At 73.8% G+C, this 13,075-nt stretch carries 14 protein-coding genes and 1 tRNA gene; 9 read left to right on the forward strand and 6 right to left on the reverse strand.

Annotation, left to right across the window (positions count from 1 at the left end; translation table 11 throughout):
- Position 1 precedes the first annotated feature (1 nt).
- Both G8E01_RS04080 and G8E01_RS04085 read right to left on the reverse strand, forming a co-directional pair.
- Positions 2 to 1,516 (reverse strand): ABC transporter substrate-binding protein, encoded by a 1,515-nt coding sequence (locus G8E01_RS04080; RefSeq protein ID WP_166316231.1) that lies wholly within the window; start codon positions 1,514 to 1,516, stop codon positions 2 to 4.
- A 21-nt stretch (positions 1,517 to 1,537) separates the two neighbouring features.
- Positions 1,538 to 2,482 (reverse strand): alpha/beta fold hydrolase, encoded by a 945-nt coding sequence (locus G8E01_RS04085; protein WP_166316234.1) that lies wholly within the window; start codon positions 2,480 to 2,482, stop codon positions 1,538 to 1,540.
- 149 nt (positions 2,483 to 2,631) lie between these two features.
- On the opposite strand from G8E01_RS04085, the gene G8E01_RS04090 reads away from it, so the two are divergent.
- Positions 2,632 to 3,096 (forward strand): carboxymuconolactone decarboxylase family protein, encoded by a 465-nt coding sequence (locus G8E01_RS04090; protein WP_166316237.1) that lies wholly within the window; start codon positions 2,632 to 2,634, stop codon positions 3,094 to 3,096.
- A 35-nt stretch (positions 3,097 to 3,131) separates the two neighbouring features.
- Complete coding sequence (locus tag G8E01_RS04095; RefSeq protein ID WP_166316240.1) at positions 3,132 to 3,602, forward strand: SIP domain-containing protein; 471 nt, start codon at positions 3,132 to 3,134, stop codon at positions 3,600 to 3,602.
- A gap of 19 nt (positions 3,603 to 3,621) precedes the next feature.
- Here G8E01_RS04095 and G8E01_RS04100 read toward each other — a convergent pair whose 3' ends face one another.
- The 3 genes from G8E01_RS04100 to G8E01_RS04110 form a co-directional block, all read right to left on the reverse strand.
- Positions 3,622 to 4,440 (reverse strand): arginase family protein, encoded by an 819-nt coding sequence (locus tag G8E01_RS04100; RefSeq protein ID WP_166316243.1) that lies wholly within the window; start codon positions 4,438 to 4,440, stop codon positions 3,622 to 3,624.
- An 82-nt stretch (positions 4,441 to 4,522) separates the two neighbouring features.
- The gene (locus G8E01_RS04105) at positions 4,523 to 5,260 is read right to left on the reverse strand and encodes a PspA/IM30 family protein (RefSeq protein WP_155047731.1); all 738 of its coding nucleotides are present in this window, start codon (positions 5,258 to 5,260) and stop codon (positions 4,523 to 4,525) included.
- A 100-nt stretch (positions 5,261 to 5,360) separates the two neighbouring features.
- Complete coding sequence (locus G8E01_RS04110) at positions 5,361 to 7,109, reverse strand: TPM domain-containing protein (RefSeq protein ID WP_166316246.1); 1,749 nt, start codon at positions 7,107 to 7,109, stop codon at positions 5,361 to 5,363.
- Between the two features lie 114 nt (positions 7,110 to 7,223).
- On the opposite strand from G8E01_RS04110, the gene G8E01_RS04115 reads away from it, so the two are divergent.
- The 6 genes from G8E01_RS04115 to G8E01_RS04140 all read left to right on the forward strand — a co-directional run bounded on the left by G8E01_RS04115 (position 7,224) and on the right by G8E01_RS04140 (position 10,594).
- Positions 7,224 to 8,066: a DUF3097 domain-containing protein gene (locus G8E01_RS04115; protein WP_338100737.1), complete on the forward strand. Its 843-nt coding sequence runs from the start codon at positions 7,224 to 7,226 to the stop codon at positions 8,064 to 8,066.
- Positions 8,067 to 8,090: 24 nt separating this feature from the next.
- Complete coding sequence (gene trmB / locus G8E01_RS04120; RefSeq protein ID WP_166316252.1) at positions 8,091 to 8,813, forward strand: tRNA (guanosine(46)-N7)-methyltransferase TrmB; 723 nt, start codon at positions 8,091 to 8,093, stop codon at positions 8,811 to 8,813.
- A 73-nt stretch (positions 8,814 to 8,886) separates the two neighbouring features.
- A tRNA-Arg gene (locus G8E01_RS04125) sits at positions 8,887 to 8,959 on the forward strand.
- 78 nt (positions 8,960 to 9,037) lie between these two features.
- Positions 9,038 to 9,262 carry a hypothetical protein gene (locus tag G8E01_RS04130; protein ID WP_166316255.1) on the forward strand — a complete coding sequence of 75 codons (225 nt, stop codon included), beginning with the start codon at positions 9,038 to 9,040 and terminating at the stop codon, positions 9,260 to 9,262.
- Positions 9,259 to 9,708, forward strand: a complete 450-nt coding sequence (locus G8E01_RS04135; RefSeq protein WP_166316258.1) for a BLUF domain-containing protein — start codon at positions 9,259 to 9,261, stop codon at positions 9,706 to 9,708. Before G8E01_RS04130 ends, G8E01_RS04135 begins: the two co-directional genes overlap by 4 nt.
- Positions 9,709 to 9,730: 22 nt before the next feature.
- A complete protein-coding gene (locus tag G8E01_RS04140; RefSeq protein WP_205827211.1) occupies positions 9,731 to 10,594 on the forward strand; it encodes a CPBP family intramembrane glutamic endopeptidase in 864 nt (287 codons plus the stop codon).
- Here the strand turns inward: G8E01_RS04140 and G8E01_RS04145 are convergent.
- Positions 10,591 to 11,331, reverse strand: coding sequence for an SGNH/GDSL hydrolase family protein (locus G8E01_RS04145; protein WP_166316261.1), 741 nt, complete (start codon positions 11,329 to 11,331; stop codon positions 10,591 to 10,593). The two genes, G8E01_RS04140 and G8E01_RS04145, sit on opposite strands and share 4 nt — an antisense overlap.
- A gap of 35 nt (positions 11,332 to 11,366) precedes the next feature.
- Between G8E01_RS04145 and argS the strand changes: the two genes are divergently transcribed.
- The gene (argS, locus tag G8E01_RS04150) at positions 11,367 to 13,031 is read left to right on the forward strand and encodes an arginine--tRNA ligase (RefSeq protein ID WP_166316264.1); all 1,665 of its coding nucleotides are present in this window, start codon (positions 11,367 to 11,369) and stop codon (positions 13,029 to 13,031) included.
- The last annotated feature ends 44 nt before the right edge of the window (positions 13,032 to 13,075 follow it).

Below are 13,075 nucleotides of genomic sequence, written 5' to 3' on the forward strand. Positions count from 1 at the left end.
ATCAGGACCCCGCGACGCTGACGCCCGCGAGCGGCAGGCGCGTGCTGGTCTCGCTCGTGGGGAAGCCCTCGACGCCCGTGGCGACCGCGACGACGTCCTCGCGCGTGTACAGCCAGTCCGCGGGGTGCTGGGCCGCGACGAGCCGAGCGGCGTCGGCGATGAGCGCGGCCGAGGCGTCCGGATCCGTCTCGCGCATGGCCTCCGCGTAGGTGTCGGCGATCTCCGCGCGCGCCTCGTCGTCCGCGATCGCGTAGTAGTAGTCCGCGTCCGTCCACGTCGAGAAGTCGCGCGGCTCGACGTGGTTGACGTAGCTCAGCTCGTAGTCGTGGTTCGTGTAGACGTCCTGGAGCCACGTGGAGAACTCGACGGGGGAGACCTCCAGCTCGACGCCGATGTCGGCGAAGGCCGACACGAGCAGCGTCGAGACCGTCGTGCCGTAGGCCGACGGGATGGTGAGCTCGAGCGAGAGGTCCTCGACGCCGGCCTCGGCGAGAAGGTCGCGGGCGCGCTCGGGGTCGTAGGCGATCGTGTCCGAGAGGTCCTCGTATCCCGGATCCAGCTCGGGCACGGGGCCGAACTGCGTCACGCCGGCGCCGACGACCTCGACGATGGCGTCGTGGTCGATCGCGAGGCGGAGGGCCTCCCGCACGCGCACGTCGTCGAGCGGCGCCGCCTCCTCGTTGAACGCCAGGATGAACTTGTCGGTCGTCGGCCCCGACGTCACCGCGAAGGATCCCTCGAGCTGCGGCGCGAGCTCCGCGTCGATGCCGGTGAGCGCGTCGAGGGATCCGTCGAGGCCAGCCGCGACGAGCGCGGTGGGCTCCGGGATATAGCGCAGGACGACCTCGGCGACGCCGGCCGGGTCGCCCCAGTACGCGTCGTTGCGGGCGAGGACGATGCTGTCGCCCTGGTTCCAGCTCTCCAGCGCGAACGGGCCGGTGCCGTTCGCGTCCGAGAGCATGTCCGTCTCGTCGTCCGCGTCGAGCACGAGCCCGGCGGGGCCCGTCAGCGCGAACAGGAAGCCCTGGTCGGGCTCGGCGAGCGCGACCCGGACCGTGCCCTCGTCGATCGCCGCGACCTCGGCGACGCCCGCGAGCTCGTCGTGGCCGATCGCCGTCTCGTCGCCGCGGACGGCCTCGAGCGACGCCACGACGTCGTCCGCCGTCATGTCCTGGCCGCCGTGGAAGGTGACGTCGCCGGCGAGCGTGAACGTGTACTCGAGGCCGTCGTCCGAGACGGACCACTCGGTCGCGAGCGCGGGCACGATGTCGGCGCCCGAGCGGGCGACGAGCCCCTCGTAGACGTTGCCGATGAGCGCCTGCTCGAGGGCGGCGCCGGCGGTGTGTCGAATGTCGAGGTTGGTCGGCTCGAGGACGAGGCCGACCTCGAGCGTGGCCCCGGAGGCGTCCTGCGTCGCCTCGTCGCCCGGCGCGGAGCAGGACGCGAGGGCGAGCGCCGACGCGGCGAGGACGGCGGCCGCGGCGCGGCGGGCATGGCGGGGGGCGGGGGAGGCCATCGGGGGTCCCTTCGTGAGCGCCTAGGCGCGTCCAAGGATCGCGCGGATGACCCGCGCGATGTCGGTGGGGGCGACGTCCTGCACGTTGTGCGGGGCGTCGATCAGGTGCACGGCGTCGCCGGGCCGGGCGGCGCGGAATGCCGCGAGGTCGCCCTCGCCGAGGAACCCGCGGGTGCCCGCGATGAGCGTGACGGGCGCGGCGATCGCCGCGAGCTGGTCGCGGAGCGCGCCGTGGTCTGTCGCGGCGGGGCGCTCGTCTGGCGCGGCGGGGGACATCAGGCGCGCCATGTGGTGCTTCCACTCGACGGATCCGTCCGCGCGCGTGCGCGTGTTGAGGAGGACGCCGCGCCGGGCCTGGTCCCGGTCGCCGCCGAGGCCGAACGCCTGCGCGTGGTCGAGGACGTCGTCGATCGAGTCGAACGCGAGCCGCTCGTAGAAGGCCCGAAGGCCCGCCGCGCCGTCGCTCCCCGCGCCCGGCGCGATGTCGACGAGCACGAGGTGGGAGACGAGGTCGGGGCGCTCGGCCGCGAGCGCGATCGCCGCGAGCCCGCCGAGGGAGTGCCCGACGACGACGGCCGGAGCGCTCGCCCAGGCCTCGATCGCGCGGGCCGCGTCCGGTGCGAGCGCGGAGGGGGCATAGTCGGCGTCCGCGCGCCAGCTCGATTCGCCGTGGCCCGGCAGGTCGAGCGCGACGGCGGGCTCGCCGAGCGCGAGCGCCGTGCGATCCCACGTGTGGGCGTTGAGGCCGGCGCCGTGGAGGAACGCGACGCGCACCTCTCCCCGGCCGTATCGCAGCGCCGACAGGGTCCGGCCGTCGCCGAGCGCGACCGCGTCGCGCGACGCCGGCGCAACGACGACGCCGAGCTCGCGAGCCTGATCCGGCAGGAAGGCGAACTCGTCGGCAGAAGAGGGGGTGACCATGGGATCCTCGGGGTGGGTCCGGGAGGTGTCCCGGAGCGTGACCATTGTGGAGCCTCGCGCGAGCCGCTGCGAAATCCGGCGACATGTCGCGCAAGATTTCTTTCACATCTTGATCACAAAGTCTGATTCTTTGTGCATCTATCGTGCACAGTGATTTTTGGCCCCCTCGGCGCGGGTCCGAGTAGGGTTCTCGTATGACCGAGACGCGCGTGCACCTGGCCCGGTCGGCGAAGCCCGCCTACAAGGCCCTCGACGAGTTCTCGCGGGAGGTGGGGCGCATCGCCCGCGACGCCGGGATCGACGACCGGCTCAAGGAGCTGATCATGCTCCACGCGTCCCAGCTGAACGGCTGCGCGTACTGCGTGCGGGTACACATGGAGCGCGCCGGCGCCGCCGGCATCTCCGCCGACGACGTCTCCCAGCTCCCCGCCTGGCGCGAGTCCGGGGTGTTCTCGGATCGCGAGCGCGCGGCGCTGGAGCTGACCGAGGCCCACACCTTCATCCACCGCGCGGGCGTCTCGGACGACGTCTATCACCGCGTGGGGAGCGTGCTCTCCGAGCCCGAGTACGTCGGCGTGAGCTGGCTCGCGATCTCGATCAACGCGTTCAACCGCCTCACCATCGCGGGCCGGTACCCCGTCCCGCCCGCGACCGGTTAGGCAAGCCTTTCCTTCGGGCGTATAGTGGGAGCATCATGACCGCTCCGACCTCGCTCCCGACGCACGACGGCGACGCGTGCCGCGCCCGCCGTCACGCGCGCGCGCAGTACCTCGTGGTGGCCGACGAGACGACGCTCGTCGAGCTCGAGACCCTCCTCGCGACCCTCCCGCTCTGCGCGAGCGGTCGCGTATTCGTCGAGGTGCCGGACGCGTCGTGGATCGGCCGCATCGCGGCGCCCGCGCGCATGCAGGTGACCTGGCTCGACCGCGCCTCGCGGCGCGGCGCGCCCGGATCCGCGGCGCTGTGCCGTCCCGGCGAGGCCATGACGCGCGCCGCGATCGCGTACGCCGACGAGACGCTCTGCGACGACGCCGCGGCCGAGACCCGCGTCACGCTGCTCGGGGGATACGTCGCGACGGCCGACATCGTCGAGCACCTCACGTCGCGGCGCGGCGTCGCGCGCGAGCACATCACGGTGCGCGACGCGCTCGCGGCCTACGTCTGAGCGCCCTCGCGGGACACGGCTAGGGGCGCGCGAGCGCCCCGACGACGCGCAGGATGGTTCCGAGGTCGTCGACCGCGGCCTCCGGCGTGCGCGGCGCGAACCCCGTGACCGACGCCCCCGCGAGGGGCGCCACCTCGCGGACCGCGGCGATCGCGTCGACGAGCGCGGCGGCGGCGAGCCCGAACGGCTGCGCGTCCTGCACGCCCGCGATGTGCGCTGGGTCCAGGACGTCCAGGTCCACGTGCACGTAGAGGCGGCGCGCGCCGGTGGCCGCGACCGCGGCGGTGAGGTCCTCCACGACCCGGTCGGTGCCGACGTGGCGGATCCCGCTCTCGGCGACGCTTTCGCGCTCGGCGTCCTCCAGCGCCCGGGCTCCGGCGAGCACGACCCGGGAGGGGGCGACGGCGCCCGGCGCCAGCGAGAGCCCGCCCGGCACGCGGCCGAGCACCCCCGCGAGCGCCATGCCCGCGAAGGCGCCGGAGGGGGAGCTGTCGGGGGTGTGGAGGTCGCCGTGCGCGTCGAACCACACCACGGCCAGGTCGTCGCCCGCGACGCGGCCGACCGCGGGGACGGCGACGCCGCAGTCGCCGCCGATCGTCACAACGGGCCCCTCCGGCTCCGCCGCGAGGGCCTCGTCGAGGCGCTCCCGTAGCCGCCGGAGCGCGCTGGCACGCCGCACGCCGGTGTCGAGGCGCTCGCCAGCCTCGAACGGCACCTCGACGCGCTGGACGGCGGAGCGGGGCAGATCGCCCGCGATCGCCTCGGCGCCGTCAATGAGGGACATCGCGCGGGTCGACGGGGACCCCTGCCACTGCGGGACGACAACGAACCGAGTCATGTTCCGATCATCCGTCCTGTGTGGCCAAAACGACAAGACGGGCGCCGGCCCGGATAGGGGTGGCGCCCGTCCTGTCGTGAGCTCAGCCCGCGGTGATCGAGCCGGAGGTGCCCCCCGACTTCAGGGCGGCGAGGCGGGCCTCGACCTCGGTGAGCTCTCCGACGTCCTCGAGCGACTCGAACTGCGCGTCGAGGCTCGACGAGGCCAGCTCGGCCTTGCCGGCCGCGAGCGCCTCCTGGCGGCGCACCTTCTCCTCGAAGCGACCCAGCTCGCTCGTCGGGTCCATGACGTCGACCGACTTGACGGCGTCGTGCACCTTGTTCTGCGCCTCGGCGATCTTCGCGCGCGAGACGAGCTCGTTGCGCTTGCCCTTCAGCTGCTCGAGCTTGACCTTCATGCCGTTCAGGCCGTCCTTGAGCTTGTCGACGACGACCTGCTGCTGCTGGATCTGCGGCTCGACCGCGCGCACCTCGTTCTCGGTCTGGACCTGGCGCTGCAGCGCGACCTTCGCGAGGTTGTCGAACTTGTCGCCGCCCGCGACATCGCCCGCGGCGCGCAGCTCGTCGCCCTTGCGGCTCGCCGCGAGGGCCTTGTTGCCCCACTCCGCCGCGGCCTTGCGGTCCTCCTCGGCGTCGCGCTCGAGCAGGCGCAGCTGGCCGATGGTCTCGGCGATCGCGGCCTCGGCGTCGGCGATGTTGTTCGTGTAGTCCCGGACGAGCTGGTCCAGCATCTTCTGCGGGTCCTCGGCCTCGTCGATCAGCGAGTTGACGTTGGCGCGGATCAGCGTCGAGATCCGCCCGAAAATGGACTGCTTGCTCATGGTGGCGCCTTTCGAAGGGGTCCTGCGTCGTTGGATTGTCGGGGGCACTCGCAGTCTAGGAGCGCCGGTTATGCGTCGGCTATGGGTCCGCGCCGGCGGGTCAGAAGCGGCGTCCGCCGCCCGATCGCCCGCGCCGGCCGCCCCCGCCGAAGCCTCGGGGCGAGCGGGAACGCGAACGGGAACGCGAGCGCGACGCGGAGCGCGACGACGATGCCCAGCCCGACCCTCGGCGGGAGGACCCCGACAGCGAGCTCCCGATGATGCCGCCGAGGATGCCGGCGAGGAGCTGGTCGCCGCCCGAGGGTCCGGGTCCGCCCGCGCGGAAGCCCGCCACGTCGCGGTGCGCGGCCGCCGACGCGTGATCCGCCAGCGAGAGCGCGCGTCGGGCCTGGGCGAGCGCCGCGTCGGTCTCGCCCGCGACGAGCTGCCCGTGTGCCGCGTCGAGCGCGCGGCGCGCCTCGGCGATCGCCTGGCGCGGCTCCGCGCTCACGGCCCCGCGCCGCGCCGCCAGGTAGCCGTCGGCGCTCTGGATCCGCACGGCCGCCTGCTCGGAGATCCGCGCGAACTCCGCGCGGTCCTGCCGCGCCTCCTCCGCCGCGCGGCGCTCCGCCTCGGCGAGGCGATCGGCCAGCGCGCGCACCGTGTCGGCCATCTCACGGGCCTGGCCGAGCGCCTGCTCGGCGTCCTGAATGTCGAGCGCGGCCTCGGCGGCCTCGCCCGCGTCGAGATGCCTCTGCGCCTCCGCCAGCGCGGCCCGCGCGAAGGCGAGGCGCGCGCGGGCCTCCTCGGCGTCGTCGGCGACGTCGGCAAGCGCGGGGGAGTCGTACGCGGCGGTCAGCCGCTCGACCTCGGCGGCGATGCGTCCCGGGAGGGCGCCTGCCTCGTCGAGCTCCGCCGCGATCGTGCGGAGGACTTCCGGCGCGCGGCGCTCGATGCCGCGCAGCCGCTCGAAGCCGGCCGCGTGCGCGTCGAGGCTCTCGTCGGCCGCGGTCACGAGCGCGATGATGCGCTCGAGCTCGTCCGCCCTGGTACCGGGCGTCGCCTCGGGCCGGTCGAGGTGCTGGCGGATCTCGAACGCCGCGGCGAGATCGTCGCGCGCCTCTCGGAGCGCGGTCGCGTACTCCGCGGTCGCCTCCTGCCCGAACTGCGCGATCGCGAAGCCCAGCTCCTGGCCGGCCGTGCGCACCGCGTCGTCCATCTCGACGAGGAGCTCGGCCGCGCGGGTCTCAAGCCGCGCGAGCTCGGCCGCGCTCTCTTCCTGCGCCGCCTTCCGGCGCCGCGCGGCGCGCCCGCGCGAGAACAGGACGAGGCCGGCCACGGCGAGAGCCGCGGCCACGACGATGGCGCCGATCGCCCAGCCCCACAGCGGATTCGGGGTGGTCCGATCGGCGAGCGCGTCGGCGGCCGCGGCGGCCGCCTGGGCCCACTCCCCGTCGCCGGCGGGGCCCGCCGCGGCGGTCTCGATGGCCACGAGCTCGGCCTCGGACAGCGCGCCGTCGGCCGGCGCCGACAGGTAGAGCTGGCGGCCCTCGGTGGCGATGGCCAGCAGGTACTGACCGCTGCCGAGCCCGCCGGCCTCGGCGGTCTGATCGGCCCACGCGCCGGCGTCGGACGGATCCGTGAAGGTGTCGACGAACACGACCCACAGCTCGGCCTCGCCGCCCGCGGCGAGCTCGTCGAGCCGCGCCTCGGCGGACGAGAGCTCGTCTGCCGACAGGACTCCCGCGTCATCGACGACGTACCCGGCCCCGAGCGCGACGGGCGGCGTCGCCGTCGCGCTCACGGCCGCCCCGGAGACGAGGGCGAGCGCGCCCAGGAGCGCGGCCAGCCCGATGACAAGACGACGCATGCGTTTCCCCCTCGCGCGGCGATCTGCCGACGCGTCGATCCTACGAACCATCCCCGACACGCGGCGACACCGGGGCGCGCGATGTGCGCCCCGGCCCCTGCCTACCCTGGGTGGGTGAACTCCGACCGATACGGATCCGACGTCCTCGCCCCCGGCTGGCGCACGCGCGGAACGAAGACCTCCCGGACGATCCCCGCCGAGCTCGACCTCGTCGTCGAGGTCGTCGGTGACGGGTGGTGCGGGGCCGTCACGCGTGTCGAGGCGGGCACCGTCGAGCTGGAGGACGGGAAGGGGCGCCGCCGCGCGTTCCCCCTGGGCGGCGGCTTCCTCCTCGAGGGAGAGCCCGTTATCCTCGAGCGCCCGCGCCAGGCGCCGCGGGGCCGCACCCGCACCGCGTCGGGATCCTTCGCCGCGGCCGACGACCGCGCCCGCGTCGCGCTCCCGAGTCGGATCCTCGTCGAGGGCAAGCATGACGCGGAGCTCGTCGAGAAGGTGTGGGGCGCGGACCTGCGCGCCGAGGGCGTCGCCGTCGAGTTCCTCGCGGGCCTCGACCACCTGGACGAGCTGCTGGCGGCGGAGCCCCCGGGGCCCCGGCGGCGCTACGGGGTCCTCGTCGATCACCTCGTGCCGGGCTCGAAGGAGAGCCGCATCGCGGAGGGGATCCTCCGCGGTCCGCACGGCGCGCACCTGCGCATCGTGGGGCACCCGTACGTCGACGTGTGGCAGTGCGTCAAGCCGCAGGCCGTGGGGATCCGGGCGTGGCCCGTGGTGCCCCGCGGGCAGGACTGGAAGACGGGGATCTGCCGCGGGCTCGGCTGGCCGGCGGAGTCGGCCGAGGACATCGGCCTCGCCTGGCAGCGGATCCTGGCGCGCGTGACGACGTTCCGCGACCTCGAGCCGGCGCTGCTCGGCCGCGTCGAGGAGCTCATCGACTTCGTGACGGTCGGGGAGAGCTGAGGCGCGGCCCCGTACGCTGGGGGCATGTCTGAGCCGGGTACCCACCGCACGTCGCCGCTCTCCTTCGTCCGCCGCGGCGGGCGCATGTCCGAGGGGCAGGAGCGCGCCTGGGAGGAGCTGTCGCCCCGGTACCGGTTCGACGTGCCGCGCGAGCACGCCTCGACGTCCGTGCACCCCGACGCGCGGTTCATTCCCGCAGAGGAATACGGCCGCACGGCGCCCCTCGTCGTCGAGATCGGGTCGGGCCAGGGGCACGCCATCGTCAGCGCGGCCGCGGCCCGACCCGACACCGACTTCCTCGCCGTGGAGGTGTACATCGGCGGCCTCGCGCGCACGATGCTCGACGCCGACCGGGCCGGGATCGACAACCTCCGGGTCGTCGAGGCGAACGCGCCCGAGGTGCTCGAGACCCTCCTGCCGGAGGGCGCGGCTGACGAGGTGTGGATCTTCTTCTCGGATCCGTGGCACAAGACGCGTCATCACAAGCGCCGCATGATCAAGGAGGGCTTCGGCGCGGTCGTCGGGCGCGCGCTCCGAGACGGCGGCGTGCTGCGGCTCGCGACCGACTGGGAGGACTACGCGCTCCAGATGCGCGAGGTCATGGACGACGCTCCCGAGTTCGCGCGCGCCTACGACGGCGAGTGGGCCGAGCGCTTCGACGGGCGCGCGATGACGGCGTTCGAGCGCAAGGGTCTGGACAAGGGGCGCGCGATCCGCGACCTGACGTACCGCCGCGTGGCGCGCTGACGCGCGCCCGGGCGCGCCCGGGCCGGCGCCGATGCGGGCGAAGCCGGTCGCGGCTGGTAGTGTCGGTTCGTCCGCCTCCGTAGCTCAGGGGATAGAGCGCCGGTTTCCGGTACCGAAGGTCGGGGGTTCGAATCCCTCCGGGGGCACGTGGATTTCTCGCCCCGGGTCGTGCATGCGACCCGGGGCGAGATCCGTATGGGCGAGTAATGACGACGGGGGCGGTTATGACGGAAGAGGGCGACGCGGCGCATGTCGTGTGGGCCAGGGTGGATGACGGCTTCTACGTCGCCAGCAGGCCCGGGGCGTTCCTCGGATGCGTCGACGCCGGAAGCGACGGCACGTTCGCCGCGCGCGACGTGCTGACCGAACTGATCGGCTCCTACTCGACCCTGCGCGCGGCGATGGACGCCGTCGTGCAGCACGATTCCGCGGAGGCGGCTGACGCATGACGAGTTCCGGCCCCGTGTTTTCCCTGGCCTATTCGAGCGTGGCGGTGCGGCCGTTCGACGACCTGGCGCTCGCGGCGCTCCTCGCCCAGAGCCGGGAGGCGAACGCGCGGGCCGGCATCACGGGCATGCTCCTGTTCCGGGCCGGCAGCTTCGTGCAGGTCATCGAGGGAGACGAGGCGGGCGTGCGCGCCCTCATGGCGCGCATCAGCCGGGATCCGCGTCACACCCGCGTGCGGGTGCTCGTCGAGGGGACCGCTCCCGCCCGCACGTTCGCGGACTGGACGATGGGGTATGAGCCCATCACGGCGCCGACCGCGCCGGCGCCGGTGGGTTTCCGCAACACCTTCGACGACCTGGACAACCTCGAGGATCCGGCGCTTGTCGCCCGCGCGGTGCGCGAGCTGAGCCTCTGGTTCCGCGTCCGCCAGGCACGCCGCGCGGCCTGATCGGGCCCCGTACGGTGGGCTCATGCCCTCCGTCGCGCGCCGCCCGCACCTGTCGCCCTCCCTCGGGCCGGCCGCGGTCGTCGCGGCCGCCGCGGTCGCGCTCCTGCCGTTCGAGAACCGCCCCCTGGGATACGCGCTGCTCGTCGCGGGCGTTGCCCTCGCCGGCGTGCTGGGCCGCGCGGGCTTCGTCGCGGCCGCGCCGCGCGGGGAGGGGCCGAGCCTCGCGCGGGACCTCGCGCTCGTCGCGCTCGGGCTCGTGATCGCGAGCTCGATCCCGCTCGAGGCCCAGCTCGACGACGCGTCGATCGCGCGATTCGGCGTCGCGCTCGGCGCGGCCGTCGCGGCGCCGTACGCCGTGTCGCGGTTCGTGTTTCGCGATCGCGCGATCCGCTTCCCGTGGCGCGGCGGCGGATCCTGGCGGCGCTGGCAGTGGGGATGGCTCGCGGCCGTGATCGCCCTCGGGTGGCTGATCCTGCCGTTCTACTTCGTCGAGAGCGGCGTCTACCGAAACTGGCCCGTCGTGGACGACGCCGGGCTCATCGCGCGCCTGTTCGTCGGGGTCGGCGCCGTCGGCATATGGGACGAGCTGTTCTTCATCTGCACAGTGTTCGTCCTGTTCCGGCGCCACCTGTCCGACCTCGCCGCGAACGCCCTGCAGGCCGTCGTATTCGTGTCGTTTCTGTGGGAGCTCGGGTACCGCGCCTGGGGTCCGGCGCTCACGATCCCCTTCGCACTGCTGCAGGCCGTCATCTTCCTGCGCACCCGCTCGCTCGCGTACGTCGTCACCGTGCACCTGCTGTTCGACGCCGTCGTCTTCCTCGTCCTCGTGCACGCGCACAACCCCGGCGCGCTGGACGGCCTCTTCCTCGTGTCGCCGCGGTCCTAGCGCGCCGCTTCGACGGGCACGGCGACGAGGTCGGGAAAGAGCGCCGCGAGGTCGTCCGCGAGCACCTCGGCCAGGTACGCGTGCCCCGCGTCGCCCGGGTGGTTCGCGCCCTGCTCGGAGGTGTCGATCACGGTGTCGTAGTTCGCCGGCGTGATCCACTCGTCCGCGAGCGGCGAGACGTAGGTGAGGCCGTCCGCGGCCGCGGCGCGGGCGAGGATCTCGTCGATCCGCTCGATCTTCTCCTCGACGGGGAGCACGTGCGGCGCGGGGCCGAGCACCACGATCTCGGCGTCCGGGAAGCGCTCCGCGAACCCGTCCCACACGGCCTCCGCCGCCCCGTCGAGCCCCGCGAGGGCGTCCTTGCGATCGTTGATGGATCCCTGGATCACGATGACGTCGAAGTCGTCGGTCGCGGCGAGGCGCGCGAGCCGGGATCCGTAGGTGCCGCCGGCGGATCCCTCGTGGAGGTATCCGCTGCCGTTCTCGCCGTCGACCGTCGTCTTCCAGCCGAGCGCCTCCCCGGTGAGCGCGGCGTAGCGGTTCTCGGCGCTCGTGGCGGCCATGCCGTTCGTCCACGAGTCGCCGAAGACGAGGAGGGCGGGGGAGCCGTCCCCCGACAGCTCACGCCCGTCGGCGGCGGCTGTCGCCCCAGTCCCGGCGGGGGAGCACGCGGCGGTGGCCGCGACGGCGGCCACGGTCGCGGCGAGGGCGGCGAGGCGTGCGGCGGTCCGGGGCATGCTCCAAGCCTAGGTCGTTCTAGGATGGGGGCCCTATGAACCCCGATGCCCTCGCCTCCGCTCTCGCCGAAGTCCTCGCGTCGATCGCCGAGGCGAAGCGCCCCGGCGAGACTCTCACCGTCGACGCGTCTGACATCACGGTGGAGCGCCCCCGCAACCGCGACCACGGCGACTGGGCGACCAACGCCGCCATGAAGTTCGCGGGCCGGCTCGGCACGAAGCCGCGCGAGCTCGCGCAGGACATCGCCGCGGCGCTGGCGTCGACGCCGGGGATCGCCTCGGTCGAGGTCGCGGGCCCCGGTTTCATCAACGTGCGGCTCGACGCCGCGGCCGCCGGCGCCCTGGCGAAGACCATCGTCGAGGCGGGGGACGCCTACGGGCGCAACGACTCGCAGGCCGGAAACAGCATCAACCTCGAGTTCGTCAGCGCGAACCCGACCGGCCCGCTGCACATCGGGCACACGCGCTGGGCCGCTCTCGGCGACGCGATCGGGCGCCTGCTCGAGGCCTCCGGCGCGCGCGTGGCCCGGGAGTACTACATCAACGACGCCGGCGCGCAGATGGATCGCTTCGGCGCGAGCGTCGTGGCCGCCATGCTCGGCGAGCCCACGCCCGAGGGCGGGTACCCGGGCTCGTACATCGCCGACCTCGGCGAGCGGGTCGCCGCGGAGCGTCCCGGCGTGCTCGACCTGGACCCGGCCGAGCGCGAGACCGTCGTGCGCGACCTCGCGTACGGCTTCCAGCTCGCCGACATCCAGGAGTCGCTCGAAAAGTTCAACGTGCACTTCGACGTGTTCTTCTCGGAGCGGATCCTGCACGCCGCGGACAGCGGCGAGCCGAGCCTCATCGACCGCGCCGTCGACCGCCTGCGCGAGCAGGGCCACGTCTACGACGCGGACGACGCGGTGTGGGTCAAGACGACCGACTTCGGCGACGACAAGGATCGCGTCATCCGGCGCGGCAACGGCGTGTACACGTACTTCGCCGCGGACGCCGCGTACTACCTCAACAAGGGCGACCGGGGCTTCCGCCACAAGATCTACCTCCTCGGCGCCGACCACCACGGGTACGTGCACCGCCTCAAGGCCCTCGCGGGCGCCGCCGGCGACGACCCCGAGAAGGACATCGAGGTCCTGATCGGCCAGCTCATCTCGATCAACGGCGCCCGGCTGTCCAAGCGCGCGGGCAACATCATCGAGCTGGACGACCTGCGCGACTGGATCGGCACGGACGCCCTGCGCTATTCGCTGGAGCGCTCGCCCGCCGACTCGCCGCTGTCGCTGGATCCGGAGCTCCTGCGCAAGCGGACGAACGACAACCCCGTCTTCTACGTGCAGTACGCGCACGCGCGCACTGTCAACGTCGGCCGCAACGCGGCGGACGCGGGGGTGACGCGCGCCGTGTTCCGGCCCGAGCTGCTCGTCGACGAGACCGAGGCGGCCCTGCTCGGGGCGCTGCAGGAGTTCCCGCGCGTCGTCGCGTTCGCGGCCGAGGTGCGCGAGCCGCACCGCGTCGCGCGCTACCTCGAGGAGCTGGCGGGCCTGTACCACCGGTGGTACGACACGTGCCGCGTCACGCCGAAGGGCGACGAGGAGATCGACGACGTCCACGGCACCCGCCTGTGGCTGAACGACGCGACCGGCCAGGTGCTGCGCAACGGCCTCGAGCTGCTCGGGGTGACCGCGCCCGAGCGGATGTGATTCGCGCGGCGGGCGCGCGACCCGAAGCGCCCGCGCGGATCCCC

The sequence above is a fragment of the Microbacterium excoecariae genome (assembly GCF_011326725.1).
GTDB lineage: Bacteria > Actinomycetota > Actinomycetes > Actinomycetales > Microbacteriaceae > Microbacterium > Microbacterium excoecariae.

Excerpts from the sequence above, each read along its gene's own strand:
- G8E01_RS04105 (WP_155047731.1), bottom strand. The coding sequence starts at position 5,260 with ATGAGCAAGCAGTCCATTTTCGGGCGGATCTCGACGCTGATCCGCGCC.
- G8E01_RS04135 (WP_166316258.1), top strand. The coding sequence starts at position 9,259 with ATGACGAGTTCCGGCCCCGTGTTTTCCCTGGCCTATTCGAGCGTGGCG.
- G8E01_RS04080 (WP_166316231.1), bottom strand. The coding sequence starts at position 1,516 with ATGGCCTCCCCCGCCCCCCGCCATGCCCGCCGCGCCGCGGCCGCCGTC.
- G8E01_RS04090 (WP_166316237.1), top strand. The coding sequence starts at position 2,632 with ATGACCGAGACGCGCGTGCACCTGGCCCGGTCGGCGAAGCCCGCCTAC.
- G8E01_RS04140 (WP_205827211.1), top strand. The coding sequence starts at position 9,731 with ATGCCCTCCGTCGCGCGCCGCCCGCACCTGTCGCCCTCCCTCGGGCCG.
- G8E01_RS04130 (WP_166316255.1), top strand. The coding sequence starts at position 9,038 with ATGACGGAAGAGGGCGACGCGGCGCATGTCGTGTGGGCCAGGGTGGAT.
- G8E01_RS04085 (WP_166316234.1), bottom strand. The coding sequence starts at position 2,482 with ATGGTCACGCTCCGGGACACCTCCCGGACCCACCCCGAGGATCCCATG.
- G8E01_RS04145 (WP_166316261.1), bottom strand. The coding sequence starts at position 11,331 with ATGCCCCGGACCGCCGCACGCCTCGCCGCCCTCGCCGCGACCGTGGCC.
- argS (WP_166316264.1), top strand. The coding sequence starts at position 11,367 with ATGAACCCCGATGCCCTCGCCTCCGCTCTCGCCGAAGTCCTCGCGTCG.
- G8E01_RS04110 (WP_166316246.1), bottom strand. The coding sequence starts at position 7,109 with ATGCGTCGTCTTGTCATCGGGCTGGCCGCGCTCCTGGGCGCGCTCGCC.
- trmB (WP_166316252.1), top strand. The coding sequence starts at position 8,091 with ATGTCTGAGCCGGGTACCCACCGCACGTCGCCGCTCTCCTTCGTCCGC.
- G8E01_RS04100 (WP_166316243.1), bottom strand. The coding sequence starts at position 4,440 with ATGACTCGGTTCGTTGTCGTCCCGCAGTGGCAGGGGTCCCCGTCGACC.
- G8E01_RS04095 (WP_166316240.1), top strand. The coding sequence starts at position 3,132 with ATGACCGCTCCGACCTCGCTCCCGACGCACGACGGCGACGCGTGCCGC.